At 68.5% G+C, this 25362-nt stretch carries 22 protein-coding genes; 8 read left to right on the top strand and 14 right to left on the bottom strand.

Annotated elements, in window-relative coordinates; all coding sequences use genetic code 11:
* Nucleotides 1-38: 38 nt before the first annotated feature.
* The 5 genes from AC1Q5A_RS06155 to AC1Q5A_RS06135 all read right to left on the bottom strand — a co-directional run bounded on the left by AC1Q5A_RS06155 (nt 39) and on the right by AC1Q5A_RS06135 (nt 7001).
* Nucleotides 39-380: a carboxymuconolactone decarboxylase family protein gene (locus tag AC1Q5A_RS06155; protein WP_492699328.1), complete on the bottom strand. Its 342-nt coding sequence runs from the start codon at nt 378-380 to the stop codon at nt 39-41.
* Between the two features lie 91 nt (nt 381-471).
* On the bottom strand, nt 472-1245 hold the full coding sequence (locus tag AC1Q5A_RS06150; protein ID WP_492699327.1) for an AcvB/VirJ family lysyl-phosphatidylglycerol hydrolase: 774 nt from the start codon (nt 1243-1245) through the stop codon (nt 472-474).
* Nucleotides 1246-1262: 17 nt separating this feature from the next.
* Nucleotides 1263-3872, bottom strand: coding sequence for a bifunctional lysylphosphatidylglycerol flippase/synthetase MprF (mprF, locus tag AC1Q5A_RS06145; protein ID WP_492699326.1), 2610 nt, complete (start codon nt 3870-3872; stop codon nt 1263-1265).
* 108 nt (nt 3873-3980) lie between these two features.
* Nucleotides 3981-5984, bottom strand: coding sequence for an OPT family oligopeptide transporter (locus AC1Q5A_RS06140; protein WP_492699699.1), 2004 nt, complete (start codon nt 5982-5984; stop codon nt 3981-3983).
* Nucleotides 5985-6110: 126 nt separating this feature from the next.
* Nucleotides 6111-7001 carry a pseudouridine synthase gene (locus AC1Q5A_RS06135; protein ID WP_492699325.1) on the bottom strand — a complete coding sequence of 297 codons (891 nt, stop codon included), beginning with the start codon at nt 6999-7001 and terminating at the stop codon, nt 6111-6113.
* Nucleotides 7002-7081: 80 nt separating this feature from the next.
* On the opposite strand from AC1Q5A_RS06135, the gene AC1Q5A_RS06130 reads away from it, so the two are divergent.
* The 3 genes from AC1Q5A_RS06130 to AC1Q5A_RS06120 all read left to right on the top strand — a co-directional run bounded on the left by AC1Q5A_RS06130 (nt 7082) and on the right by AC1Q5A_RS06120 (nt 8725).
* On the top strand, nt 7082-7639 hold the full coding sequence (locus AC1Q5A_RS06130) for a YaeQ family protein (RefSeq protein WP_492699698.1): 558 nt from the start codon (nt 7082-7084) through the stop codon (nt 7637-7639).
* 77 nt (nt 7640-7716) lie between these two features.
* On the top strand, nt 7717-8151 hold the full coding sequence (locus AC1Q5A_RS06125) for an FKBP-type peptidyl-prolyl cis-trans isomerase (RefSeq protein ID WP_492699323.1): 435 nt from the start codon (nt 7717-7719) through the stop codon (nt 8149-8151).
* Between the two features lie 34 nt (nt 8152-8185).
* Complete coding sequence (locus tag AC1Q5A_RS06120; RefSeq protein WP_492699322.1) at nt 8186-8725, top strand: DUF2058 domain-containing protein; 540 nt, start codon at nt 8186-8188, stop codon at nt 8723-8725.
* 115 nt (nt 8726-8840) lie between these two features.
* Here AC1Q5A_RS06120 and AC1Q5A_RS06115 read toward each other — a convergent pair whose 3' ends face one another.
* Both AC1Q5A_RS06115 and AC1Q5A_RS06110 read right to left on the bottom strand, forming a co-directional pair.
* Nucleotides 8841-9233 carry a VOC family protein gene (locus AC1Q5A_RS06115; RefSeq protein ID WP_492699320.1) on the bottom strand — a complete coding sequence of 131 codons (393 nt, stop codon included), beginning with the start codon at nt 9231-9233 and terminating at the stop codon, nt 8841-8843.
* Nucleotides 9230-9631, bottom strand: coding sequence for an MmcQ/YjbR family DNA-binding protein (locus AC1Q5A_RS06110; RefSeq protein WP_492699318.1), 402 nt, complete (start codon nt 9629-9631; stop codon nt 9230-9232). Before AC1Q5A_RS06110 ends, AC1Q5A_RS06115 begins: the two co-directional genes overlap by 4 nt.
* 203 nt (nt 9632-9834) lie before the next feature.
* On the opposite strand from AC1Q5A_RS06110, the gene AC1Q5A_RS06105 reads away from it, so the two are divergent.
* The 3 genes from AC1Q5A_RS06105 (at nt 9835) to AC1Q5A_RS06095 (ending at nt 16147) form a co-directional block, all read left to right on the top strand.
* Nucleotides 9835-10440, top strand: coding sequence for a GNAT family N-acetyltransferase (locus AC1Q5A_RS06105; protein WP_492699316.1), 606 nt, complete (start codon nt 9835-9837; stop codon nt 10438-10440).
* Between the two features lie 125 nt (nt 10441-10565).
* Nucleotides 10566-14180, top strand: a complete 3615-nt coding sequence (gene mfd, locus AC1Q5A_RS06100; RefSeq protein ID WP_492699314.1) for a transcription-repair coupling factor — start codon at nt 10566-10568, stop codon at nt 14178-14180.
* A gap of 224 nt (nt 14181-14404) precedes the next feature.
* Nucleotides 14405-16147, top strand: a complete 1743-nt coding sequence (locus tag AC1Q5A_RS06095; RefSeq protein WP_492699312.1) for a sensor domain-containing diguanylate cyclase — start codon at nt 14405-14407, stop codon at nt 16145-16147.
* 11 nt (nt 16148-16158) lie between these two features.
* Here AC1Q5A_RS06095 and AC1Q5A_RS06090 read toward each other — a convergent pair whose 3' ends face one another.
* The 5 genes from AC1Q5A_RS06090 to AC1Q5A_RS06070 all read right to left on the bottom strand — a co-directional run bounded on the left by AC1Q5A_RS06090 (nt 16159) and on the right by AC1Q5A_RS06070 (nt 21427).
* The gene (locus AC1Q5A_RS06090; RefSeq protein WP_492699310.1) at nt 16159-18429 is read right to left on the bottom strand and encodes a thiamine pyrophosphate-dependent enzyme; all 2271 of its coding nucleotides are present in this window, start codon (nt 18427-18429) and stop codon (nt 16159-16161) included.
* Between the two features lie 27 nt (nt 18430-18456).
* On the bottom strand, nt 18457-19074 hold the full coding sequence (locus AC1Q5A_RS06085) for a glutathione S-transferase family protein (protein ID WP_492699308.1): 618 nt from the start codon (nt 19072-19074) through the stop codon (nt 18457-18459).
* Nucleotides 19071-19568, bottom strand: coding sequence for a nucleotidyltransferase family protein (locus AC1Q5A_RS06080; protein WP_492699306.1), 498 nt, complete (start codon nt 19566-19568; stop codon nt 19071-19073). The genes AC1Q5A_RS06085 and AC1Q5A_RS06080 overlap by 4 nt, the downstream gene beginning before the upstream one ends.
* Nucleotides 19565-20113: a GNAT family N-acetyltransferase gene (locus AC1Q5A_RS06075; RefSeq protein WP_492699304.1), complete on the bottom strand. Its 549-nt coding sequence runs from the start codon at nt 20111-20113 to the stop codon at nt 19565-19567. Before AC1Q5A_RS06075 ends, AC1Q5A_RS06080 begins: the two co-directional genes overlap by 4 nt.
* Before the next feature lie 144 nt (nt 20114-20257).
* On the bottom strand, nt 20258-21427 hold the full coding sequence (locus tag AC1Q5A_RS06070; protein ID WP_492699302.1) for an acyl-CoA dehydrogenase family protein: 1170 nt from the start codon (nt 21425-21427) through the stop codon (nt 20258-20260).
* Between the two features lie 165 nt (nt 21428-21592).
* Here AC1Q5A_RS06070 and AC1Q5A_RS06065 point away from each other — a divergent pair, with 165 nt between their 5' ends.
* Together AC1Q5A_RS06065 and AC1Q5A_RS06060 are read left to right on the top strand one after the other, a co-directional pair.
* Nucleotides 21593-22468, top strand: coding sequence for a DMT family transporter (locus AC1Q5A_RS06065; protein WP_492699300.1), 876 nt, complete (start codon nt 21593-21595; stop codon nt 22466-22468).
* 99 nt (nt 22469-22567) lie between these two features.
* Nucleotides 22568-23473: an aldo/keto reductase gene (locus tag AC1Q5A_RS06060; RefSeq protein WP_492699297.1), complete on the top strand. Its 906-nt coding sequence runs from the start codon at nt 22568-22570 to the stop codon at nt 23471-23473.
* A 36-nt stretch (nt 23474-23509) separates the two neighbouring features.
* Here AC1Q5A_RS06060 and AC1Q5A_RS06055 read toward each other — a convergent pair whose 3' ends face one another.
* Both AC1Q5A_RS06055 and AC1Q5A_RS06050 read right to left on the bottom strand, forming a co-directional pair.
* Nucleotides 23510-24433 (bottom strand): 5'-nucleotidase, encoded by a 924-nt coding sequence (locus tag AC1Q5A_RS06055; protein WP_492699295.1) that lies wholly within the window; start codon nt 24431-24433, stop codon nt 23510-23512.
* A gap of 100 nt (nt 24434-24533) precedes the next feature.
* Complete coding sequence (locus tag AC1Q5A_RS06050) at nt 24534-25295, bottom strand: NAD kinase (protein ID WP_492699293.1); 762 nt, start codon at nt 25293-25295, stop codon at nt 24534-24536.
* Nucleotides 25296-25362: the final 67 nt, after the last annotated feature.

The following is a 25362-nucleotide window of genomic DNA, read 5'->3' as shown; positions in this document are numbered from 1 at the left end:
CATTGTACGTGGCGGCCGGCTGGATCCGGCCGGCGGGTTCAGCTTCCGCTGTGCTCGTGCACCGCATCCATCACGCGCGCGGAAAACACCAGCGCCGCGCCGGCGTTGAGCGCCACCGCCACGCCCAGCGCCTCGGCGATCTCCTCGCGGGTCGCGCCATGCTTCAGCGCCTCGCCCACGTGCACCGTGATGCAGCCGTCGCAGCGGGTGGTCACCGCCACCGCCAGCCCGATCAATTCGCGGGTCTTGGCGTCGAGATGACCGGTTTTCGCGCCGGCGCCGGTCAGGACCTGGTAGCCCCTCAACGTATCCGGACTCAGCTTGCCGATCTCGCCGATGCGACCGTTCAATTCCTTGCGGTAACCCAACCAGTCCAACATGGAAGTCTCCTCGCTGACGTGACGGTCGGACCCCGCACCCGGCCGTGGTTGCCCATAGTGCGCCAACGGATCGACGAAGGGCTATGGCTGTTCAGCGAGTGCCCTCAGCGGCCGGCAATTCCTGCAGCATCTGCGCGGCCAACGGCTGGTAACCGCCGTCGAAATGGTGGCCGCCCTGCTTGGCGTGGACCGTCACCCATGCGGGCAAGCCGGGTTCGTCGCAGATGCTGTCGTCACTGTCGTCCCGGCCGTAGTAGCAGACCGTGGGTGGCTGCGCCTGCAAGGCCTGCAACGGCGGCAGCGTGTCGTAATGCCGGACCGGATTGATGTGCTGCAGCAGCGTCTTGACGTGTTCCTTGAACCAGCCCTGCTTGATCATGTAGCCCTCAAGCTCGATCTCGAAAGCCGTATCCCGGCTGGGCGACAGCAGCACCAGCTGGGTGATCCGCGCGCGATTGGCCGGGCTGAGCTTGCCGATGATCGTCGGCAGCACATCGGCGCCGAACGAGAATCCCACCAACCAGATCCGCTGCCTGCCCCATGCGCCAAGGTATTTCGTCATCAGCGCATCGAGCTCACGCGCAGACTCCCCCGGGCTGCGCTCGCGCCAGTAGTACTTGAACGTGTTGACGCCGAGCACCGGAATGCCGCGGTCGATGAACGCGATGCCCAGGCGCCGGTCCAGGTCGGCCCAGCCGCCGTCACCGGAATAGATGATCGCCATGACGTCGCCCTTGCCGGCCGGCGCCGGCGCGCTGATGCCGGCGACCGGCAAGACCACGGTGGCCTTTTCTAGGCTGACCCGCGACCACGGACTCCAGATCAGCGCGAGACCCAACAGGCATGAACCGGTCACTGCCAGCATGATCACCCTCCTGCGTTTCATCGGCGCACCACGCCGGAGAGGCCACCGGAGATCAAGCTGGCCACGTTGGCCAGGATCATCGGCAAGGCAATGCCGCCGGGCACCGCCATGTAGCGTGGCTCCCATTCGGGATCGAACTTGTTCTTGTACTGATGCAGGCCGCGAAAATTGTAGAAGCGCTCGCCGCGACCGAACACCAGTGCGCCGAAGCGGTTCCACAGCGGCGCCTGCCGCCGGTTGTGCAAGCCGGCCAGCGGCGCCATGCCCAGGTTGAACCAGCGATAGCCTTCGGCGCGTGCCCACTGCATCAGTTCCACGAACAGGTAGTCCATGATCCCGGCAGGACCATCGGGCACGTGCCGCATCAGATCCACCGAGGCCTCCTGTTTCGTCTCGTTGAGAAACAGGTTCGCGAACGCCACCGGCCGGTCGCCCTGCCACACCACCGCCATCGGCATGCGCATCAGATAGCGCGGCTCGAACGCACCCAGCGAGAAGCGCTTCTCGCGCACGTTCTTGTCGCGCAACCACGCATCGGAGACTTCCTTCAGCCGCGGCAGCAGCGGCGCCACCGCTTCGGCCGGGACGATCTGCAGGCGCAGGCCGTCGCGGGTCAGCTTGTTCACCGTGTTGCGCAGCACCTTCCTGGACTTGCCGTCGAGACTGAAGCCGGCCAGCCGCACCCGCGCCTCCTCGCCGATCTTCAGCAGGTTCAGACCCACTTCCAGATACAGGTCCAGGTCGGCCGGGTTCACTTGGTAGAACACCGGCCAGCCACCGGCGCGTTCGCACTGTTCGAGAAACGTCCAGACCAGCTCGCGCCGGGCATCCTCGTCGCTGCCCACCGGATCGCCCATCGCCACCCAGCTGCGCCCCTCGGTATCGAACATCACGAACGCCTTGTGATCGGGGCCAAACAGCAGGCTCTTGTCGCCCATCAGGGCCAGATGCGCCTGCGCGGAAGGGTATTGCCGGATCAGCGGCAGCGCCTGCTGCAGCTCCGCCTCGCTCGGCGGCTCGCGCTGCAGGCGTACCGGCCGGATCAGGCTGGCCAACGCGAACAGCATGCCCGCCACCGTTGCGGCGACCAGCGCGCGCAACGCACGCGGCGCACCGCCTTGGTGAAAGCTGAATTCCCACCACAGGTCGGCGCTGTAATCGACATGCTTGTAGCTGAACAACACCAGCCAAGTGGCGCAGCCGAGCACCGCCACAATCGCCACGATCCAGCCGACCGAGAAGCTGGTGCTGAACAGTGAAGCGCGCCGGTAGAACAGCCGATGCGCCGGCGCCAGCGCCATCGCCAGCAAGGTGAGCAGGGTCGCCTCCTCGTAGTCGATGCCCTTCAGCAGCGAGAACACCGCGCCGGCCAGCAGCAGCACCAGGGTCAGCCCGTAGGCCGCGTCCAGCCGGCGCTGCAGGCCGCGGGCCAGGATCAGCAGCAGCATGCCGATCACGCTGGCGAGAAGATGCGACACCTCCAGCACCGACAGCGGCAGCACGTCGCGCAGGATCGCCATGCGCGCCGGCAGCGCGCGGGTCGCACCGGAAAACAGCAGCACCGCGCCCGAGACCAGAGTCAGTCCGGCGAAGAACGCGGGCAGCAAGCCGGTGAACCACGGCGTCAGCAGGGATTTCTCGCGCAAGCCGCGTGCCTCGCGCTGCAACACCAGCACGGTCGCCGTGCACAGCGGCAGCAGGTAGTAGATGGCGCGGAACGCGGCCAGCGCGCCAAGGATCGGCGCGGCCAGCGCCTCGTTGCCGGTGGCGCCGAAGCCGGCCAGCATCACCGCCTCGAACACGCCGAGACCGCCTGGTACATGGCTGATCAGGCCGATGATCTGGGCAATCACGAAGATCGCCAGGAAATGCCCGAAACCGTTGTTCAGCTCGTCCGGCATCAGGATGTAGAGCACGGCGGCGGCCAGCCCCCAGTCGAACGCGCCGACCAGGATCTGCCGCAACGCGGTGGCCGGCGACGGCAGGCTCACGCGCCAGCGCCACAAGCGCAGCGGCTGGGGCAGCATGCGACCGGCCACCAGCCAGGCCAGCGGCAGCACGGTCAGCAAGCCCCCAAGCAACCGACTGAACAGCGCCAGCGGCAGATTCGGCGGCAATGGCACCAGCAGCAGGGTCACGCCGGTCAGCGCCAGCAGGCCCAGCCAGAAACTGGTGGTGCAGAACAGCACCACCCTGGCCACCTCGCCGGTGGACAGGCCGCTCTGGATATAGAAGCGGTAGCGGATCGAGCCGGACACCAGCAGCGACATGCCCACCGCGTTGCTGAAGGCATAGCTGATGAAGGAAATCAGACTGACCCGGCGCCACGACAAGCGGCGGCCGATCGAGGCCAGCGCGAAGCGGTCGTAAAGCATCATTACCGCGTAACCCGATGCGGTGAACAGCACCGCCAGCAGCAGGCGGGCATGCGAAATGCCCTGCACGTATCGGCGCACCTGGTGATAGCTCACCTCTCTGGCGAGCAGGTGCAGCGCCCACAGCGCTAGGCACAGCATGGCCACCGACACCAGCGGCCCGGCGAGCCGGCGCAGCCACATCATGCGCTGGCCGGGCGCGGCCAATGCTGGCCCGGCGCCCGCAACCCGCTCGACTTTTTCCTGCTCCACGCGGCGACCGATTCCTCTGGGAACTGCCTAGTGTACGGCCTCGCCCGGCTCAGGCCATGAACGGAGCGCCGCGCCGGATCACCCTGCGGTGGCGGTTCGCATGGCCACTCACGCCGCCGAGGCCCGTCCCATCCGCGCGATCCACAGGTACAGCGCCGTGGTGACGAGCACGAACACGGCACCGCCGATCCAGATCGCCGCCGTGTGGAAACTCTCGCCCATCAGCGCCAGCGGCGCGTTGCGGTTGGCGAAGCCCAGCTTGTCGGAAAACGCCACCAGCGCCGCCACCACCACGCCGAGCAGGCTCTCGCCCACGATCAGGCCGGAAGCCAGCAGCACACCCAGCTGCTTGGTCGCCTCCGCCCTCGGGCCGCGCTCGGCGCGCCGGTCGAACCATGCGCCGACCAGCGCGCCCACCACCACCATCAGCGTGGTCGAGGTGGGCAAGTAGATGCCCAGGCCCACCGCCAGCGGCGGCAGCCGCATCGACTTGCCGGTGCGCGCCAGCGCCTCGTCCAGCACGATGATGCCCACGCCAATCGCCGCGCCGATGGTGATCAGGCTCCAGTCGATGTTGCCGGTGATCACGCCCTGCGCCAGCGCCGAGATCAGGCCGGCCTGCGGCGCCGGCAGCGCGCGCGCGGGGTCCACGCCCGGCGCGCCGAGGAAACCGTAGGCCTGGTTGAGCAGATCCAGCACCGGCGGGATCACCACCGCGCCGGCGAGCACGCCGATCACCAGCGCCCACTGCTGCAGCGAAGGCGTGGCGTCCACCAGCTGGCCGGTCTTGAGGTCCTGCAGGTTGTTGTTGGCGATCGAGGCCACCGCGAACACGATGGCGGTGATGAACAGCGCGAAGGCCACCAGCGCCTTGCCCGCTTCCGCCGGCAGCATCGACTTCACGCCCAGCACCAGCAGCAGCGCGGCGATGATCACCACCAGGATGCCCACGCCCGACAGCGGACTGTTGCTCGAACCGATCAGGCCGGCCATGTAGCCGCACACGGCGGAAACCAGGAAGCTGAGGATCACCACGAACACCACGCCGCCGGCCACCAGTAACGTGGTGTGCTCGCCCAGCCCGCTGATGTTGCTGAAATGGCCGAGCAGCCACCCCACCGGGATCAGGCACAGCAGCGTGATCAGGCCCACCATGCCGATCGGCATGTCGTGCTCGGTGCGCGGCAGCGTGGCCAGCTGGCCCGCCTTGCGCACGCGCGAGGCGGCCATCGCGCCGGCCAGGCCGCCGATCACCGGCTTGACCAGCTTGGCCAGCGTCCAGATCGCCGCCACGCCGATGGTGCCGGCACCGACGAAGCGCACGTAATGGCTCCATGCACCCTGCGCCGCATCGGCGACCGGGCCGGCGGCCGGATGCAGCAGCAGGAAGTGCGGCACCGCCCAGCCCCAGCCGATCAGCGCGCCGACCAGCATCGCCACGCCCACCCACAGCCCGACCAGGTGGCCCACCGCGAACAGCGCGAACGACAGGCTGAAATCGAAACCGGTGGCGGCACCCTTGTCGCCCACGCGGAAATAGCTGGACACCGCATCGGCGAACAGCCGGGTCTGCACCACCACGTAGAACACCGCCGAGACGATCGCGCCGGCGATCACCGCCTTGAGTCCGGCGCCGCCGGACTCCACCGACCCGGCCGCCTCCTCGCCGCCGCCGGAACCCACCTTCAGCACCTCGGCGCAGGCCACGCCCTCCGGGTACGGCAGGCCCGAATCGGTGACCAGCGCGCGGCGCAGCGGGATCGTGTACATCACGCCCAGCACGCCGCCGGTGGCGCAGATGCCGAACGACATCCAGAACGGAAAGCCGTTCCACCAGCCGATGATGATCAGGCCGGGCAGCACGAAGATGATCGAGGACAGCGTGCCGGCGGCCGAGGCCACCGTCTGCACGATGTTGTTCTCCTGCATGGTGGAGTTCTTCATCGTCCGCAGGATCGCCATCGAGATCACCGCGGCGGGGATCGAGGTGGCGAAGGTCAGGCCGGCCTTGAGGCCGAAGAACACGTTGGCGGCGGTGAATACCACCGTGATCACGATGCCGATGACCAGGCCGCGAATGCTGAATTCGACGCGCGACGACGCGCCGGGCATGGCTTGTGAACTCACTGGGCGCTTCTCCCCAAAGCGGATGTTGCGGTGGAAGATAGCGTGGAATGGCTGCTGGGGGTTACCCGTTGGCGCGGGGGAGCGGCAACCCGCATCCGGGCCGCCGCCCCTTCACCGCAACGCCAGCCGGCTCTCGAAACGTCGCGGCGCACCGGACAGCGGATCGTCGAAGGCCAGCTCCCGCGCCAGCAGCCGCAGCGGGTTGGCGTGATCGTCGGCGGCCGCTTCGGCCAGCGCGGGGTACAGGGTGTCGCCGACGATCGGCGCGCCGAGCGCCGCCATGTGCACGCGCAGCTGGTGCTTGCGCCCGCTGCGGGGGAACAACGCGTAGCGCCAGCAGGAATCGCTCCTGCCGATGACTTCGATCCGCGTCTCGCTGTTCGGTTCGCCCGCCACCTCGCGCATGCGGAAGAACGGCTCGCCAGCCACGATGCGCGAGCGCCGCAGCAGCGGAAACGACGCTGCGGGCAAGGCCGGCGCCAGCGCCTCGTAGCACTTGTCGATCCGGCGCTCGCGGAACAGCGCCTGGTACGCCGCCCGGCTCGCCGGGTTCGCCGAAAACAGCACCAGTCCGGCAGTCGCGCGGTCGATCCGGTGCAGGGGCACCAGTTGCGGGTTGTGCAGCCGCCGGACCAGGCGCCGCAACAGGGTCTGCTCGACAAACCCGCCGGACGGCGTCACCGGCAGGAAATGCGGCTTGTCGGCCACCACCAGGTGCTCGTCGACATGCAGCACGGCTTCGGCGAACGGAATCACCGGCTCGGCCACCACCTCGCGGTAGTAGTGGATGCGCAACCCGGCCTGGTACGGCGTCTGCGGCGTGATCGCCACGCCGCGCCCGTCCAGCACGCGCCCGCGCGCGATCCGCTCCAGCCACTGCGCGCGTCCGATCGCGGCGAAGCGGGCGCACAGCGCGTCGAGCACGGTCGCCCAATTGCCGGCCGGCAGGTGCACGGTGCTGGCATCGCTGTCGCGGGTGAAAGGCACGGCGGGAGTATCCATGTGGGCCGCCAGTCTAATCCGCGGACCGCCGATCCATGCCTGCGCGTAGAATGGACGGCTTGTTGTCCGAAGGCACCCGCATGGCACTCAACGCCACCATCTACAAGGTCGAACTGCAGGTCAGCGACATGGACCGGCATTACTACGCCACCCACGCGCTGACCCTGGCGCGGCACCCCTCCGAGACCGAGGAGCGGCTGATGGTGCGCCTGCTGGCGTTCGCCCTGTATGCCGACGAGCGGCTGGAGTTCGGCAAGGGCATCAGCGACGAGGACGAACCGGCGCTGTGGCGCAAGGCGTACACCGGCGAGATCGAGCTGTGGCTCGACGTCGGCCAGCCCGACGAGGCGCGCATCCGCAAGGCCTGCGGCCGCTCGCGCCAGGTGGTGGTGCTCAACTACGGCGGCAACGCGGCGGAACTCTGGTGGAACAAGGTCGGCCACGCGCTCGGCCGCCACAGGAACCTCAGCGTGCTCGACATCCCCGCCGCGACGGTGACCGCGCTGGTCGAACTGCTGCAACGGGGCATGCGCCTGCAGGCGCTGGTGCAGGACGGCCAGTTGCAGCTGATGAACGAGAGCGACGCGGTCGCCGTCGATCCGCTCAGGCTGATGGTTGCGGCCGAACTGGTCAGCTGACGGGCCGCCGCCGGCCGCCGCGCCGCGGTTTCCCGCATAATCTCCGCCCGATCCCTTCCGTCTACCGGAGTCTTCCCATGCGCTGGTTGCTGCCCCTGCTCGCCGTCTTTGCCCTCGTCGCCTGCAGCGCGCCGCCCCAGGCCCATGCCAGCGGCAAGGTCGACAAGCTCACCGTGATCGACCGGAAGGTCGGTACCGGCGTCGAGGCGAAGGCCGGCATGGACGTGCTGGTCCACTACACCGGCTGGCTCTACGACGAGAACGCCAGCGACAAGCACGGCAGCAAGTTCGACAGCTCGTACGACCATGGCGCGCCATTCAACTTCACCCTCGGCGCCGGCCGGGTGATCGACGGCTGGGACCAGGGCGTCGCCGGCATGCGCGTGGGCGGCAAGCGCACCCTGCTGATCCCCGCCGAACTCGGCTATGGTGCCCGCGGCGCCGGCGCCGACATCCCGCCGAACGCTTCGCTGGTATTCGACGTGGAACTGATCGACGCCAGCGCGCATTGAGTTTCCGCCCACTTCCCGCACCACCGATACCGTCATGCGCAATCCCCTGCAGGAACAACTGCTCAAGGCCGGCCTGGTCAAGAAGGGCCAGGTGGCCAAGGTCGTGCGCGAGCAGGCGAAGAAGCACCTGGGCAAGGCCCCGCTGACGCCGGGAGTCGAGCAGGCGGAAGCGCAACGGCTGCTGGCCGACAAGGCCGAGCGTGATCGCGCGCTGGCCGCCGAGCGCAATGCGCAGGCGCGGGCGAGCGAAGCACGCGCCCAGGTGCGGCAGATCGTCGAAGCGCACAAGGTGAAGCGCGGGGGCGAGATCGCCTACCGCTTCACCGATGGCGAGCGGATCAGGGATGTGCTGGTCAACGAGGCGCTGCGTGCGCAGCTGGCTGCCGGTGCGCTGGTGATCGTGCGCCACGGCGAGGGCTACGAACTGTTGCCGCGGGTCGCCGCCGACAAGATCCGCGAGCGCGACCCGGCGATGATCGTGCTCGACCACGGTCGCGCCGAAGCCGGCAGCGGCAGCGACGCGGACGACGAGTACTACAGGCGGTTCCAGGTGCCGGACGACCTGGTCTGGTAGCGCGCGGAGAAACCATGCCGTAGCTTTGTAGGGCGGGCACCGCCCGCCAGCTCTTGATGGTCAGAGCGGCGGGCAGTGCCCGCCCTATGCATTGGCGCGCGATCTTTTGAAGCGCTCAGCGTTTTGGCTCCAGCAAATCCCAGCCGTTGCCGTACAGGTCCTCGAATACCGCCACCGTGCCGTAGGCCTCGTGCCTCGGTTGCTCGCGGAAGTGCACGCCGGCGGCGCGCATGCGCTGCCAGTCGCGCTGGAAATCGTCGGTATGGAGCAGCAGGAACACGCGGCCGCCGGTCTGGTTGCCGACACGCGAGGCCTGCTCGTCGCCCTTCGCCTTCGCCAGCAGCAGGCGGGTTTCGCTGGAGCCGGGCGGCGCCAGCAGCACCCAGCGCTTGCCGTCGCCCAGGTCGGCGTCCTCGACCAGTGCGAAACCGAGCGCCCGGGTGTACCAGGCGATCGCCTCGTCGTAGTCGGCGACCAGCAGTGCAAGCGCGCCCAGATGCTGCTTCATTTTCGCCCTGCCTCGAGGGTGGGAAGCGGGCCCAGTTCGGCCTGCCGTTTTTTCGCCAGCTTCGCGCGCACCAACACGTAGGCGTCGAGGATGAACGCTTCCAGCTCCGCCGTGGCGAAGCGCTGCGGTTCGATCACCGAGATCCAGCGCGCCCGTGCCAGGTACGGCGCGGGGATGATGCCGGGCTGGTCGGTGAGTTCGAGGAAACGGTCGTCGGCCACCTTGAACGACAGCCGCCCACCCTCGCTGCCGTCCGACGGCATCACCGCGAACATCTTGCCGTCCACGCTGAACACCATGTCGATGCCCCATTTCGTATCGCGGGAGACGCCTGGCCAGTGGCCGCACAGCGCTGCGAGTCGGGCGGCGCCCAGGCCGCGGGACGGTTTGCCGGTCACGCCATGCTCCATGGATGGAAGGCCAGTCTCGCCATTGTGAGGGGCGGGGCGCCGCCTGTCTGCCACGCCACGATATTCCGTGCCGCAACATGGCGCCGCCCGATCACGACCGGCGTATCGTACGCATGCGACAGCGCACCGCGGAGGCCGTCATTGCAAATTAATGTTGCGCCGCACACAATACGTAAAAGTACGGAACTGCCATGATTCCCGCCATCGACTTCACTGCCCCGACCCGCCACGCTTCCCTGCCCCCGCGCGCCCACGAGCGCTTTGCGCGCCCGCACGTGCAGTCCACGCCACGGGGCAAGCATGTATGCACCGAGGACGGCCGCGAGCTGGTGCTGCGCGCGATCGAGCCGGGTGACGTGGCGGCAATGCAACGCTGTTTCACCCGGCTGTCGCCGGAGGACATCCGGCGGCGCTTCCTGCATGCGATGTCCGAGCTGCCGACGCCGATGGCGCAGCGGCTGTGTCGCATCGATCCCGCGTTCGAGACCGCCTTCGTGCTGATGGACGAGTCGATCAAGCCGGCCGAGATGCGCGGCGTGGGCCGGATCTTCGTCGACGAAACCACCGACAGCGCCGAGTTCTCGGTGCTGGTGGAACACGACTGGAGTCGCCGCGGCCTGGGCGCCCTGCTGATGCAGCAGCTGGTCGAGGACTGCCGTCGCCGCGGCTTGGCCGAGCTGTGGGGCTACGTGCTGCTGGAGAACCGGCCGATGCTGCAGCTGTGCAGGGAACTGGGCTTCGCCCAGCGCTTGCTGCTGGACGAACCGGGCACCGCGTTGATCACGCTGAAGCTCTGAGCGAACGGCCCCCTCCTCCGCGATCGGAGGTGCATGCCGCAGGAAGGGTGCAGGGGCGCATCGCGTTACACTTGCCCGCTTTCCCCGGCGCGGCTCGATGGCGGCGCCTCGAACTCGCATCCCCCATGCCCAGCCCGATCAAGCACCCGCCGCTGCCCACCACCCCGAAGCAACGCCGCTACTGGACACCGCCGCACGGCTCCGCGCGGGCGTTGCAGCTGGCCGAGGCGGCGCGCACGCACGACGGCCTGCTGGTGGTGGTGGCGCGCGACACCCAGCGCGCGCAGGCACTGGAGGCGGAACTGAAGATCTTCGCCGGCGGCCTGCCGGTGCTGCATTTCCCGGACTGGGAAACCCTGCCCTACGACGCGTTCAGCCCGCACCCGGAGATCGTCTCGCAGCGCATCGCCACGCTGTACCAGTTGCCGAACGTGAAGCGCGGCGTGCTGGTGGTGCCGGTGGCGACGCTGATGCAGCGGATCGCGCCGCGCTCGCATATCACCGGCTCCGGGCTGGTGCTGGCGAAGGGCCAGAAGCTCGACCTCGCCAGCGAACAACGCCGGCTGGAAGCATCCGGCTACCGCAACGTGCCGCAGGTGGCCGAGCCGGGCGACTTCGCGGTGCGCGGCGCGCTGCTCGACATCTTCCCGATGGGCACCGCCGAGCCGTACCGCATCGAGCTGTTCGACGACGAGGTGGAGTCGATCCGCAGCTTCGACCCGGAGACCCAGCGCTCGCAGCAGCAGGTGGAAAAGGTCGAGCTGCTGCCCGCGCGCGAGTTCCCGCTCACCGAGGAAGCGGCGAAGGAATTTCGCGGCAACCTGCGCGAGCGCTTTCCGATCGACGTGCGCCGCTGCCCGCTGTACCAGGACATGAAGGAAGGCGTGACGCCCGGCGGCATCGAATACTACCTGCCGCTGTTCTTCCCTGTCAGGAGTCCGCACATGGATGTGCGGGGTGTTGCGGGGGATCCGCATACAGGTACCGCGACTTTGTTTGATTACCTCGCCGGCAACGCGCTGTTCGTGCTCGGCGAAGGTGCCGGCGAAGCCGCCGACCAGTTCTGGACCCAGACCGCGGAACGCTATGAGCAGCGCGCGCACGACATCGAACGGCCCGTGCTGCCGCCGGCCGAGCTCTACCTGCCGCCGGAGAAACTGCGCGAACAGCTCAACCAGCGGCTGCGCGTGGAGGTGGTCGACGCCGGCCACGAGCATGCCATCGACAGCGGCACCCAGCCGGCGCCGGAACTGCCGCTCAACCGCAAGGGCGAGGAACCGGGCACGTCGCTGCGGCACTTCCTGGCCAGCTATCCGGGCCGCGTGCTGATCGCGGCGGATTCGGCGGGGCGGCGGGAAGCGCTGATCGAGACGCTGGCGGCGGCGGGGCTTAAGCCTGAGGTGATCGATGGCTGGAGCGCTTTTCTCCTCCCCCTGCTAGCAGGGGGAGGGCGGGAGGGGGTTGCTCCGGCTGGCAAAGAAGCAGCAGAAGCACCCCACCCCAACCCTCCCCTGCCAGCAGGGGAGGGAGCCAAGGATGAGGGGCCGCGGCTTGCCATCACCATCGCCCCACTGGAACAGGGCTTCGCGCTGACCAGGCCGGCAATCACCGTGCTCACCGAGCGCGAGCTGTACGGCGAGCGGGTGCGCAGCGAACGCGAGCGCAAGCGCCGCCGCGGCGCCGCGCGCGACCCCGAGGCGATCATCCGCGACCTCACCGAGCTCACCATCGGCGCGCCGATCGTGCACGTCGACCATGGCGTAGGCCGTTACCAGGGCCTGCTCTCGATGGACGTGGGCGGCATGGATGGCGAGTTCCTCACCATCGAATACGCCAAGGGCGACAAGCTGTACGTGCCGGTGGCGCAGTTGGGCCTGGTCAGCCGCTACTCCGGCACCGCGCCGGAGCTGGCGCCGCTGCATTCGCTGGGCGGCGATGCGTGGGAACGTGCGCGCAGGAAGGCGGCGGAGAAGGTGCGCGACGTCGCCGCCGAGCTGCTGGCGATCTACGCGCAGCGGCAGGCGCGCGGCGGCGAATCGCTGCCGATCGACCGCCAGCTGGTGGAGGAGTTCGGCAGCACCTTCCCGTTCGAGGAAACCCCCGACCAGGAAACCGCGATCGAGGCCGTGCTGGCCGACCTGGCCGCGCCGCGCGCGATGGACCGGGTGATCTGCGGCGACGTCGGCTTCGGCAAGACCGAAGTCGCGCTGCGCGCCGCGTTCGCCACCGCCACCGCCGGCAAGCAGGTCGCCGTGCTGGTGCCGACCACCCTGCTCGCCCAGCAGCATTACCGCAACTTTGCGGACAGGTTCGCCGACTGGCCGGTGCGGGTGGACGTGCTGTCACGCTTCAAGTCGACCAAGGAAGTGAACGAGGCGCTGAAGCGCCTCGCCGACGGCCAGATCGACGTGATCGTGGGCACCCACAAGCTGCTGCAGCCGGACGTCAAGTTCAGGAACCTCGGCCTGGTCATCGTCGACGAGGAGCAGCGCTTCGGCGTGCGCCAGAAGGAGCAGCTGAAGAAGCTGCGCGCCGAGGTCGACCTGCTGACGATGACCGCCACGCCGATCCCGCGCACGCTGAACATGGCGATGGCCGGCCTGCGCGACCTGTCGCTGATCGCCACGCCGCCGGCGCACCGCTCGGCCGTGCGCACCTTCATCACGGCGTGGGACCCGGCGACGATCCGCGAGGCGCTGCAGCGCGAGCTGTCACGCGGCGGCCAGGTGTATTTCCTGCACAACGAGGTGCAGAGCATCGAACGCACCGTGCGCGAACTGGAGGAGCTGGTGCCGGACGCGCGCATCCGCATCGCCCACGGCCAGATGCCCGAACGCGAGCTGGAACAGGTGATGGCGGATTTCCATCGGCAGCGTTTCAACGTGCTGGTGTGCACCACCATCATCGAGACCGGCATCGACATTCCCACCGCGAACACCATCATCATCGACCGCGCCGACCACTTCGGCCTGGCCCAGCTGCACCAGTTGCGCGGCCGCGTGGGCCGCTCGCACCACCGCGCCTATGCCTACCTGGTGGTGCCCGATCGCAAGTCGATCACCGCCGACGCGCAGAAGCGGCTGGAGGCGCTGGCCTCGCTGGAGGAACTCGGCGCCGGCTTCACCCTGGCTACCCACGACCTGGAAATCCGCGGCGCCGGCGAGCTGCTCGGCGACGAGCAGTCCGGCCAGATCCAGGAGATCGGCTTCGGCCTCTATACCGAACTGCTGGACCGCGCGGTGCGCGCGCTGAAGTCGGGCAAGATGCCGGATTTCGACCTGAGCTCCGAACACGAAACCGAGGTGGCGCTGCACCTGCCCGCGCTGATCCCGGACGACTACCTGCCTGACGTGCATGCGCGGCTCACCCTGTACAAGCGCATCGCCAGCGCGCGCAGCGAGGACGAGCTGCGCGACCTGCAGGTGGAGATGATCGACCGCTTCGGCCTGTTGCCCGACCCGACCAGGCAGCTTTTTGCCGTGGCCAGCCTGAAGTTGATGGCCACCCCGCTCGGCATCCGCAAGCTCGACTTCGGCGCCAGCGGCGGCCGCATCGTGTTCCGCAAGAAGCCCGAGGTCGATCCGATGACCATCATCAAGCTGATCCAGCGTCAGCCGCACGTATATAAGCTGGAGGGGCAGGACAAGCTGAAGGTGGTCCTCGACCTGCCCGGGGCCAGCGAGCGCATCCGCAACGCGCAGGAAGTGCTGGTGACGCTGGGCGCGCGCCGGCCCGCCTGAACCCGCCACAAGCGACTCCATGCGTCCGGGCCGGCTGGAACCGTGGCCGGCCGACCGGCGCCGCAAGCCAGCCCGGCCATGCACTGGCACGGCCCGTGCTTGACCTGGAAGCGAAAGATGCGGCAGCGTGACGCCCTCGGGCGGGCGTTCGTGTCTGGTCGGCCAAGTGAAACGCAATATCCACATGAACCCATGTACAAGGATCGCATCGGGGAGAAGGGCAAATGGAGAGGCTCAGCGCAACGCCGGTACCGGGCCACTGCAGGCGGTCGTGGTGCGGTCTCGTGCTCGGTCTGCTGTGGTTGTTGGGCGGGCCGGCCCACGCCGCCACCGCAATGAACGGCGCCTGGCGCGAGGCACGCCCCGGCGACACGCCGCAAGTCGCGCTGGACGAGTACCGCGCCGGCCTGCTGCAGAGTTTCGATCCGTCCCTGCTGCAACGCTTTCCCGGCAGCGACAGCGGCAGCTGGGTGGTGCTCGCGCCGCAACCGCCATGGGACGACGCCGGGCGCGTGCTGACGATCTATCCGCCCACGCTGGGTGCGGTCACGGTGTACGAACACGGCGCCCCGCGAACGCTGGCGCTCGACGACTTCGGCGCGACGGTCCATGGCCACGGCCGGCTGGCCTGGCAGGTACCGGCCGGCACCGCTGCATCGGCAGCCATCCTGCTCAGGTTCGAGCCATCGTCGCTGCTGAGTGCGCCGGTGCGGTTCCAGTTGCAGTCGCCCGTCGAGTACGCGAGGCAGGATGCGCAATGGCTGGCGTTCGCCAGCGCCTGTTTCGCGGTGATGCTGGCGATGGTGCTGATGGCGGTGTGTTTCGCGCTGATGCTGCGCGACGTCACCTATGCCTGGTACGCCGGGTACGTCCTTTGCTATGCGTTGATCCAGGGCATCCAGACCGGCTTCCTGTTCCACCCGATGGAGTGGCAGTGGCTGGCCGGCGCAATCCTGCTGGCCGGCTCGGCCGCGGTGGCGTTGTCGGTCGCGTTCGCCTCGCTGTTCATGATGCGTTTCTGCGAGCTGCCACGTTATGCGCCGCTGCTGCGGGTGCCGATCGTGGCGCTGGCGGTGAGCATGACCTTGCTGGTACTGATGCGCTGCAGCCGGCTTCCGCTGCTGGTGGATATGGCGCAGGCGCTGCTCAACCCGCTACTGATGATCGGCGCCGTGTTGTTGCTGGTGGCCGCCTGCGTCGCCGCCGCGCGCGGCTCGCGCCAGGCGTGGTTTTTCCTCGCCGGCTGGACGCCGCTGCTGCTGCTCACCGCGCTGACCAGCGCCCAGGTCGGCGGTGCGCTGCCGCAACTGGACTGGCTCAACGATGCCAGCCTGGCTGGCGGCGCGTTCGAGGCGGTCGTGCTGTCGATCGGCCTGGCCGACCGCGCGCTCCGGTTGCGCCATGACCGTGACATCGTGCGCGTGCTGGCCGACCACGACGCGCTCACCAACGTGCTCAACCGCCGCGCCTGGAGCGAGCGAGCCAGAGCCCTGCTGTCCGGCGGCCCGCCGCGGCCGATCGCGCTGCTGTTCCTCGACCTGGATCATTTCAAGCTGCTGAACGACCGCCAGGGCCACAACGCCGGCGACCGCGCACTGGTTGCCGTAGCCAAGGCGCTGAACGCCGAACTGCGACCCGCCGACATGCTCGGCCGCTACGGCGGCGAGGAGTTCGTCGCCCTGCTCGACAGCACGCCGGCGCTGCAGGCCCTGCACGTGGCAACCCGCCTGTGCCGGCGCGTGCACAGCCTGGAGATACCCGTCGGCGACGATCCACTGCTGCTCACCGTCAGCATCGGCATCGCCCTGCGGCGCGAGGGCGACGACGTGGAATCGCTGGTCGACCGCGCCGACCAGGCCATGTACGACGCCAAGCTCGGCGGCCGCAACCGGGTGTCGCTGCACGCCAGCAGCAAGTTGCCGCCGGACGGCCCGCACCTCCACGTGGCGGAAAAACGCGAGCGCTGAAACGGCCGCGATCAGCGTTGCGCCAGCTCCCGCGCCGCCGCCACTACCTCGGCTTCGCCCGGCAGCACCAGCAGCGCCGCACCGGCCAGCGGGGTGAAGGTGTCGGCGCCGACCACGCGCCTGATCGGCGTGGCGCCATGGCCGCCCTCGACGATCGCGGTGATCACGCCTTCGCCCACGCCGGCGCTCTTGCGACCCTCGTCCAGCACCAGGATGCGTTTGGCGCTCGATGCCTGCGCCACGATGAAGGCGTCGTTGAGCGGCGCCAGCCAGCGCAGGTCGACTACGCGTACCTTCCACTTCAGTTCCTGCTCGATCGTGCGCGCGGCGCGCAGCGCCATCGGCACGCCGTTGCCGAAGGTGAACACCACCAGGTCGTTCGCTGCCTCGTGGTAGATGCGGCCCTCGCCCGGCGTCATCGCCTGGTCCGGCGCCGGATAGTCGAACTGCCACTGGCCGTCGCCCGTTTCGTACAGGTCCTTGGTCATGTACAGCGCGATCGGCTCGAGGAAGGCGCACACGCGGCCGTCCACCTTCGCCAGTGCCATCAGCGTGCGCAGCATCATCGCTGCGTCGTCGCCGCGGCTGGGACAGCCGACCACCAGGCCGGGAATGTCGCGCAGCGCGGTGATCGAGTTGTCGTTGTGGAAGTGGCCGCCGAAGCCCTTCTGATAGCCCAGCGACGCTACCCGCATCACCAGCGGGTTGCGGTACTGCCCGTTGGAGAAGAACTGCAGCGACGCCGCCTCGCCGCGGATCTGGTCGCAGGCGTTGTGGAAATACGCCAGGTACTGGATTTCCGGGATCGGCAACATGCCCATGTTCGCGTAGCCCTGGGCCAGGCCCAGGATCATCGTCTCGTCCAGCAGCGTGTTGAACACGCGGCTGCCCTTGAACGCCTTGTTGAGACCCTTGGTGACGGTGTACACGCCGCCCTTCTGCGCCACGTCCTCGCCGAACAGCAGCGCCTCGGGATATTTCGCCAGCAGGTCGTGCAGGGCCTGGCCGATCTGGATCGCCAGGTGCCGCGGCGGCAGTTTCTCCGGCAGCTTCGCCTCGCCGCCGAACACCGCCAGGCGTTTGTCGGCGTAGTCGGCACGCTCGGCCTCGGCCTTCACCGCAGCCGGCGTGTACGGCGCCAGCGGCTTCATGACCTCGGCAAGCGAGGTCAGCCGCGGCAGCGAATCCGCCTCTTCGGCGGCGGCGAAGCAGCGCTTGCGGGTGGCCTCGTACAGGCCCAGCAGCGCATCCTTCGAGTACAGGCCCGACTCCAGCGCGATGCCGGCCGAGCGCAGCAGCGGGTCGGAGCACTCGACCGCGAAGAGCTCCTCGATGCTGCGCCACTCGATCTCGAAATCGGTGCCGGCGTGGCCCATCACGCGGGTGGTCCTCAGATGCAGGAAGGTCGGCCGGCGCGTCGTGCGGCAATGCTCCACCGCGCGCTGCACCTGGGCGTAGCCTTCGGCCAGGTCGAGGCCGTCGGCGAAGAAGTAGTCGAGGTCGGCGCGGTGCTGGTAGTTGTTCGCGACCCAGCCGGAGGGCGTCTTCACCGAGATGCCGATGCCGTTGTCCTCGCACACGAACAGCACCGGCGCCGGCAGCTTCTGGTAGGCCGTCCATGCCGCGGCGTTGAACGCGGTCTGCGCGGTGGCGTGGTTGCTGGAGGCGTCGCCGAACGAGCAGATCGCGATGCTGTCCTCGGGGATCGGCAGCGTGTGGCCGATGCGCCGCGCCTGTTCGATCGCCACCGCGGTGCCCAGCGCCTTGGGCAGGTGCGAGGCGATCGTCGAGGTCTGCGGCAAGACCCACAGCGGCTTGCTGCCCCATACCTTGTGGCGGCCACCGGAAGCCGGATCCTGCTTGCTGGCGGCGAAGGAGAGCGCCGAGTCCATTACCGGATCCATGCCGGGGATCTTGCGGAAACGCTCGGCCATGAAGCCGCCGGAGCGGTAATGCAGGAACGCCGGATCGGTATGCCGGCTCAGCCGCGCCACCATCGCATTGCCTTCGTGCCCGCTGGAGCCGATCGTGTAGAACACCTTGTTCTGCACGCGCAGCACGCGCGCCATCAGGTCGAGGTGGCGCGAGATCAGTTGCGATTCGAGCAACTCGCGGAAACCGCGCGCGTCCAGCGCACTGCCCGGCAGCACGGCTGCGTCGTCGCGCGGCGCGGCGCGCACGTCGCCCCGCCACAGCTGCACGAACTCGATGAAGTTCTGGTCGACGACCTCGGCACGATTGAAGCCCTTGTGGCGGGCGCTGAGGGTGAACGGAATGGACATGGCGTTATCGACAGGAAGGAGTGGGGGTCAATTTTGCAGCGGAGTATGGCCCGGCTGCGCCTGCACACGGGCAAGCCAGCCGCGGATGTTCGGGTACGGGGACAGGTCGAAACCGCCGTCGCCGGCGCAATGGGTGTACGCGTACAGCGCGATGTCGGCGAGGCCGTAGCGCTCGCCGACGAACCAGTCGCGCCCGGCCAGATGCTGTTCCATCACCGCCAGCACCTGCGTGCCCTTCCGCAGCAGCGCGGGGAGTTCGGCCTGGCGCGGGTGGTCGGGCGGCAGCCAGCCGCGGATGAAGCGCGCCACCGCGATGCACGGCTCGTGGCTGTACTGCTCGAAGAACAGCCACTGCAGCGTCTGCGCGCGCAGCCATGCATCCTCGGGCCCAGCTCCATTCGGCCAATAGGCGGTGCCTTCGGCGAGGTAGCACAGGATCGCGTCGGACTCCGCCAGCCGGCGCCCATCCTCCAGCTCCAGCAGCGGCACCTTGCCGTTCGGGTTCTTCGCCAGGTAATCCGGCGTGCGCGTCTCGCCGTGCGCGCTGTCGACGTCGACCCAGCGGTAGTCGCGGCCCAGCTGGTCCAGCAGCAACTGCAGCTTGTAGCAATTGCCCGAGGCACGCATGCCGTAGATGGTGATCATGGCCTTTCCCTACTCAGTTGTTTCAGCAGCGCCACGCGCTGCAGATCCTTGGGACGTCCGAAACTTTCCAGCACGCGGATCTGTTCCACCACTGCGGGAATCGGCACCGCGAGGCCGACCACGTCCACCGTGACGACCTCGCCGATCCGCACCGGCTTCCAGCCGCGTTCGCCGCACAGTTCGAGGCCGCCCATCACTTCCACCGGCAGGCCGGGGAAAAGGAAACGGGCGAAACGCGAGCGAAAGCGCTCCGCGGAGGGCAACACCCAGGTCTCATCGCGTCTTGCCTGCCAGTGCCCGATCAAAGTGTCCGCGTCGCGGACGCTGGTCAGCACGTCGAGGTCGGCCACCGCCACCTCGGCACCGGCCAGTCGCGCCGCGGCGCTGCCGATCAGCGTCCACGGATCACGGCAATGACGGTGCAGGTCCGGGATCGCCGCGGCGAGTGCCTGCTGCCATGCCGTCACCGGATCGACCCGAGCAGCCACATTCATGACCGTGCGCGGCGCTGGCGCCACTGCTCGCGGGTCTGGCCCCAGACATCGATCGCCACGTCCTGGAACGGAGCTGGCAGCCTGCCCGGACCTTTCATCGTTGAGCCCAGGCGCTTCGCCACGTTCTGCGAGGCGACATTGCCGGGATCGATGCAATGGATGAGGTCGTCCCAACCGAGGTTGTCGAAGGCCCAGTCGATCGCGGCGGTGCCGGCTTCGATGGCATAGCCCTTGCCCCAGGCACGTGGATGGAAGGCGTAACCGATCTCGTTGCCCGGCCAGCCTTCCGGCTTCCACGGCCCGATCTGGCCCATCCACAGGCCGCTGCCTTTCTCGATCACGCCGAACATGCCGAAGCCCTGCACGAGCCACGCGCCCGGTTGCCACAGGAAACGCCGCCACGCCTCCGGCCGCGTCACCTGCCCCCCGATGAAACGGGCCGCATCCGCATTGCCCTGCAGTTCCGCGAAACCGTCGAAATCCTCGACCCGTGGCGGGCGCAGGATCAAACGGTCGGTTTCGATGCGGATGTCGTGGATCTGCAAGGATTGGCTCCTGAAAGCCCCTCTCCCATCGGGAGAGGGGCTGGGGTAAGGGTACGGAGCTTGCGCGAACATCAACGATCACGCTTCGCCCGAACCCTCATCCGTCGCTTCGCGCCACCTTCTCCCAGAGGGAGAAGGGAAACATCAGAACGCGTTGATGCCGGTCAGCTCGCGGCCCACCACCAGCTCGTGCACGGTCTCGGTGCCCTCGTAGGTGATCACGGATTCCAGGTTCAGCGCATGGCGGATCGCGCCGTGCTCGGTGGTGATGCCGGCGCCGCCGAGGATGTCGCGGCACTGGCGCGCAATGTCGATCGCCATGCGGCAGTTGTTCCACTTGGCCAGCGAGACCTGGGTCGGCTGCATCTTGCCGGCGTCCTTCAGCCGGCCGAGTTGCAGCGACAGCAGCTGGGCGGTGGTGATGCGCCTGGCCATGTCGGCGAGCTTCAGCTGGATCGCCTGGTTCGAGGCCAGCGGGCGGCCGAACAGGATGCGTTCGGCGGTGTAGTCGAGCACTTCCTTGAGGCACGCCTGCGCCGCGCCGATCGGGCCCCAGGTAATGCCGTAGCGGGCCTGGGTCAGGCAGCCCAGCGGACCCTTCAGGCCCTTCACGTTCGGCAGCCGCGCGCTGTCCGGCACGCGCACGTTGTCGAAGAACAGCGCGCTGGTGACCGAGGCGCGCAGGCTCATCTTCTTGTGCACTTCCTGCGCGGTGAAGCCCCTGGTGTCGGTGGGAACGATGAAGCCCTGGATTCCGTCCCCGGTCTGCGCCCACACGATCGCGATGTGCGCCAGGTTGCCGTTGGTGATCCACATCTTGGCGCCGTTGATGACCCAGTCGCCGCCGTCCTTCTTCGCGTTCGTCTTCATGTTGGCCGGATCGGAGCCGCCGTGCGGCTCGGTCAGGCCAAAGCAGCCGATCACCTCGCCTGCGGCCATCTTCGGCAGGTAGTGCAGCTTCTGCTCCTCACTGCCGTAGGCGTAGATGGGGTACATGCACAGCGAGCTCTGCACCGAGGCGAAGCTGCGCAGGCCCGAATCGCCACGCTCCAGCTCCTGGCAGATCAGGCCGTAGCTCACGCCGTTCATGCCGGCGCAGCCATACTTCTCGGGAATGGTGGCGCCGAGCAGGCCGAGGCTGGCGATCTCGGGCACCAGCTCCTTCGGGAAACGGCCCTGGTCGAAGCAGTCGCCGATGATCGGCAGCACACGCTCGTCGACGAAGCGTCCGACGGTGTCCTGCACCATGCGCTCCTCGTCGGTGAGCAGCGAGCGGACGTCGTACAGATCGAGCGGATTCAGACTGACAGCCATGGAAGCTCCGGAGCGGGCGCTTAAAAACCGGTATTGTAGCGCGTGCCATGTTGCCGCACAGGCCGCCGCGTACCCGACGGACGCGTACGGCCCGCGTTGGGCCTCGCCTTGCCCGGCCCCATCTTCCACTCCCTTCCCCGGCTTCACGTTTTTCCACGGAAACCCATGTTCAAAGGTGTCCTGCTTGGCTTCATGGCCTTCGCCGCGTTCGCCATCAGCGATGCGTTCGTGAAATCGCTGCGCGGCTCGCTGCCGGCATACGAGGCGGTTTTCTTCGGTGCCGCGCTGGGCCTGACCGCGCTGCCGTTCATCAAGGGCGCCGACGCCCGCTGGCGCGACGTGGTGCTGGCACAGCGCCAGGGCCTGTGGCTGGTGCGTGCCGTCGCCAGCGCGGTCGGCAGCATCGCGGCGGTGGTCGCCTTCACCGCGCTGCCGATGGCGGAGGCGTTCGTGCTGATCTTCCTGCTGCCGATTTTCGTCACCATCCTGTCGGTGCTGGTGCTGAAGGAGCACGTCGGCTGGCGCCGCTGGTCGGCGGTGGTGGCCGGCTTCGTCGGGGTGCTGGTGGTGCTGCGGCCCGGTTTTCGCGCGCTCGGCATCGGCCACCTGGCGGCAACCGTGTGCGGGCTTTCCGGCGCCGTCTCGATGATCGCGCTGCGCCTGTCCGGCTCGCACGAGAAGCGCGTCACCCTGTACGGCGCCGGCATGATCGGCTCGATGCTGGTCGCCGGGCTGATGATGCTGGCCAACTTCCGCTGGCCGGATTTCGCCCAGTGGCTGCTCCTGCTCGGCTACGGCCTGCTCGCCGCGCTCGGCTCGGTGCTGCTGATGCTGGCCACGCAGAAGGCGCCCGCCAACCACGTCGCGCCGACCCAGTACAGCCAGATGCTGTGGGCCGTGCTGTTCGGCTACGTGCTGTTCCACGACCCGCTGGACTGGCCGATGGCGATCGGCATCGCGATCATCCTCGGCGCCGGCCTGTTCACCTTCGTGCGCGAGGAACAGGTGACGCGGTGGTGGAAACGGGCACGCATCGTCTAGTCGTCCTAGTCGTCCCCGGACGGCCATTCGCCGGTGCCCCGCGGCTTGTTGCCGCGGCAATCGCTTGGCACACTGCTGCACCCATCGGTTGATCCCCCCATGCCGCAACAAGCTGCCAGCGATCGTCCCTCGCCCCCGCCGGTCCGGCTCTCGCCCGTCGTGGCGGGCCTGTGGCGCATCGCCGAATGGAAGCTGGACGTCAAGCAGCGCGTGCGCTGGATCGAGCAGGCACTGGAACTGGGCATCACCAGCTTCGACCATGCGGACATCTACGGCGACTACCGCGCCGAGGCGTTGTTCGGCGAGGCGCTGAAGATCGAACCGGCGCTGCGCGGGCGCATGCAGCTGGTGACCAAATGCGGCATCCGCCTGCGCTCGGCGCAGCGGCCGTACCGGGTCAACCACTACGACACCTCGCCGGCCTATGTGCGGGCGCAGGTGGAGCGGTCGCTGGTCAACCTGCACACCGAGCGACTGGACCTGGTGCTGATCCACCGGCCGGATTACCTGATGGACGCCGCGGCACTCGCCGACACGTTCGCCACGCTGACCCACGAAGGCAAGGTGGCGCATTGGGGAGTGTCCAATCACAGCGCCAGCCAGTTCGCCCTGCTCCACCGCCATCACCCGCTGGTGACCAACCAGGTCGAGTTGTCGCCCCTGACGATGGACGCGCTCGACGACGGCACACTCGACCAGGCTCAGCAACTGGGCCTGCGCCCGATGATCTGGTCGCCGCTGGGCGGCGGGCGGCTGTTCACCAGCCGGGACCAACAGGCCGTGCGCCTGCGCACCGAAATGGACGCCATCGCCGCGCGCCTCGGCATCAGCCTCGCCACCCTGGCTTATGCCTGGACCCTGCGCCACCCCTCGCGGCCCCATCCGATCACCGGCAGCGGCCGCATCGACGGACTGCGCGAGGCGGTCGCCGCACTCGACGTGCCACTGGACGCCGAGGACTGGTACGCGATCTGGACGGCCAGCAAGGGGCACGCCGTACCCTGACGGCCACGGCCGCCCGCTGGCGGTTCCCGGAACCTGTCAGTGGTTGCTCACGCCGTGCGGCACGTGCCCGGTCGCCACGTGCTTGCGCGCGGACTCCACGTTGGCCGGCGAATCATCGAAGAAGATGTCCGCGCCGAACGCATCGAGGAACGGGCCCTTGTCACGGCCGCCGAGGAACAGCGCCTCGTCGATGCGTACGCCCCATCGGCGCAAGGTGAGGATGACGCGCTTGTGCGCGGGGGCGGAACGGGCGGTGACCAGGGCGGTGCGGATCGGCGAGTCCTCCGCCGGGAACGCGGTCTGCAGCCGATGCAGCGCAGTGAGGAAACCACGGAACGGACCCACCGACAGCGGTTCGGCGGCATGCTCGGTCTCGCTGCGGTGGAACGCCGCCAGCCCTTCCTCGCGCGACACCCGCTCGCCCTCGTCGCCGAAGATCACCGCGTCGCCGTCGAACGCAATGCGCAGCTGCTCGGTGGCGCGCGGTGGCGCGATGCTGGGCAGGATGGTCGCCGCGGCCACGCCGGCGGCCAGCGCGCGGCCGACGTCCTCGGCATTGGCGGAGAGGAACAGGTCGGCCCTGAACGGCGCGATGTAGTCGGAGGTGGGTGCGCCGCTGGTGAACGCGGCGCGGCTGATCTCCAGGCCGTAGTGCTGGATCGCGTTGAAGATGCGCAGCCCGGTGTCGCCGGAATTGCGCGACAGCAGGATCACCTCGACCGGCGGCACGTCGCCGGCCAGCCTGTTCAGCCCCAGCAGCTTCTGCACCAGCGGGAACGCCACGCCGGGCTTGAGGATCTCGTCCTCGTGGTCGATCTGGAACGAGCGGTAGGCGTCGAGGCCTTCGCGCTCGAACAGTGCGTGGCTGTCGCCGAGGTCGAACAGCGCGCGCGAGGAAATCGCCACCACGAGGCGGTTGTCGGTGGAGGATGTAGGATCGTGGGCGGTTGGCTGGCTCATGCCGCGAATCTACCGCATCGGGCGCGGAGTGAGTTGAGATGAGCGAGTAATGAGAGAAGCCGTCCCTCGCTTCCGCTCCCCTCCACCCGCTTCTGCGCGTTCATTCCGCCGCGAACTGCTCGTCGAGGATGCGCTGCTCCAGGTTGTGTTCGGGGTCGAACAGCAGCCGCACGCCCTGCCCGCCGGACTGGCGGATCGCCACCGTGCGCACGTCGCGCACCTCGTGGAAATCGGCGGTGGCGCTGACCGGCCGCTTGCCCGGATCGAGCACGCGCAGGATCACCTCGGTGCGATGCGGCAGGATCGCGCCGCGCCAGCGGCGCGGACGGAACGGGCTGATCGGGGTGAGCGCCAGCACGTTCGCGTCCAGCGGCAGGATCGGCCCATGCGCGGACAGGTTGTAGGCGGTGGAGCCGGCAGGCGTGGCCACCATGATGCCGTCGCAGACCAGGTTCGGCAGCTTCACCGTGTCGTTCAGCTGCACTTCCAGGTGGGCGGCCTGGTTGCTCTGGCGCAGCAGCGAGACCTCGTTGAAGGCCAGCGCGCTGTGCTCGTTGCCGGCCACGTCGGTGACTTCCATCTGCAGCGGGAACAGCGTCGCCGCATGCGCGCGCGCGATCCGCTCCGGCAGGCCGTCGAGCCGGTGCTTGTTCATCAGGAAGCCGACCCGACCCAGCTTCATGCCGTACACCGGCAATTCCAGCGCGTGGTACGCGTGCAGGGTGCGCAGCATGAAGCCGTCGCCGCCCAGCGCCACGATCAGCTCGGCCTGCTCCGGCGGCACGTCGCCGTAGCGTTCCACCAACCTGCGCCAGGCCTGCTGGGCGACGCTGACCTCACTGGCGACGAAGGCAAAGCGCATGGAAACCCCGAGGTGGCGGAAAGAGCACCAAGAGTACGACAGAGTGGTGAGTTGGCCCTACTGCAAG

The sequence above is a fragment of the Rhodanobacter sp. GW835-FHT13D09 genome (genome assembly GCF_058793995.1).
Note: the sequence above shows the minus strand (reverse complement) of the source record. Positions and strands in the feature narration are given on the sequence as shown.

Excerpts from the sequence above, each read along its gene's own strand:
- AC1Q5A_RS06065 (WP_492699300.1), top strand. The coding sequence starts at position 21,593 with ATGTTCAAAGGTGTCCTGCTTGGCTTCATGGCCTTCGCCGCGTTCGCC.
- AC1Q5A_RS06050 (WP_492699293.1), bottom strand. The coding sequence starts at position 25,295 with ATGCGCTTTGCCTTCGTCGCCAGTGAGGTCAGCGTCGCCCAGCAGGCC.
- AC1Q5A_RS06105 (WP_492699316.1), top strand. The coding sequence starts at position 9,835 with ATGATTCCCGCCATCGACTTCACTGCCCCGACCCGCCACGCTTCCCTG.
- AC1Q5A_RS06080 (WP_492699306.1), bottom strand. The coding sequence starts at position 19,568 with ATGAATGTGGCTGCTCGGGTCGATCCGGTGACGGCATGGCAGCAGGCA.
- AC1Q5A_RS06130 (WP_492699698.1), top strand. The coding sequence starts at position 7,082 with ATGGCACTCAACGCCACCATCTACAAGGTCGAACTGCAGGTCAGCGAC.
- AC1Q5A_RS06095 (WP_492699312.1), top strand. The coding sequence starts at position 14,405 with ATGGAGAGGCTCAGCGCAACGCCGGTACCGGGCCACTGCAGGCGGTCG.
- AC1Q5A_RS06120 (WP_492699322.1), top strand. The coding sequence starts at position 8,186 with ATGCGCAATCCCCTGCAGGAACAACTGCTCAAGGCCGGCCTGGTCAAG.
- mfd (WP_492699314.1), top strand. The coding sequence starts at position 10,566 with ATGCCCAGCCCGATCAAGCACCCGCCGCTGCCCACCACCCCGAAGCAA.
- AC1Q5A_RS06085 (WP_492699308.1), bottom strand. The coding sequence starts at position 19,074 with ATGATCACCATCTACGGCATGCGTGCCTCGGGCAATTGCTACAAGCTG.
- AC1Q5A_RS06070 (WP_492699302.1), bottom strand. The coding sequence starts at position 21,427 with ATGGCTGTCAGTCTGAATCCGCTCGATCTGTACGACGTCCGCTCGCTG.
- AC1Q5A_RS06155 (WP_492699328.1), bottom strand. The coding sequence starts at position 380 with ATGTTGGACTGGTTGGGTTACCGCAAGGAATTGAACGGTCGCATCGGC.
- AC1Q5A_RS06115 (WP_492699320.1), bottom strand. The coding sequence starts at position 9,233 with ATGAAGCAGCATCTGGGCGCGCTTGCACTGCTGGTCGCCGACTACGAC.
- AC1Q5A_RS06150 (WP_492699327.1), bottom strand. The coding sequence starts at position 1,245 with ATGCTGGCAGTGACCGGTTCATGCCTGTTGGGTCTCGCGCTGATCTGG.
- AC1Q5A_RS06140 (WP_492699699.1), bottom strand. The coding sequence starts at position 5,984 with ATGCCCGGCGCGTCGTCGCGCGTCGAATTCAGCATTCGCGGCCTGGTC.
- AC1Q5A_RS06055 (WP_492699295.1), bottom strand. The coding sequence starts at position 24,433 with ATGAGCCAGCCAACCGCCCACGATCCTACATCCTCCACCGACAACCGC.
- AC1Q5A_RS06125 (WP_492699323.1), top strand. The coding sequence starts at position 7,717 with ATGCGCTGGTTGCTGCCCCTGCTCGCCGTCTTTGCCCTCGTCGCCTGC.
- AC1Q5A_RS06060 (WP_492699297.1), top strand. The coding sequence starts at position 22,568 with ATGCCGCAACAAGCTGCCAGCGATCGTCCCTCGCCCCCGCCGGTCCGG.
- AC1Q5A_RS06090 (WP_492699310.1), bottom strand. The coding sequence starts at position 18,429 with ATGTCCATTCCGTTCACCCTCAGCGCCCGCCACAAGGGCTTCAATCGT.
- AC1Q5A_RS06135 (WP_492699325.1), bottom strand. The coding sequence starts at position 7,001 with ATGGATACTCCCGCCGTGCCTTTCACCCGCGACAGCGATGCCAGCACC.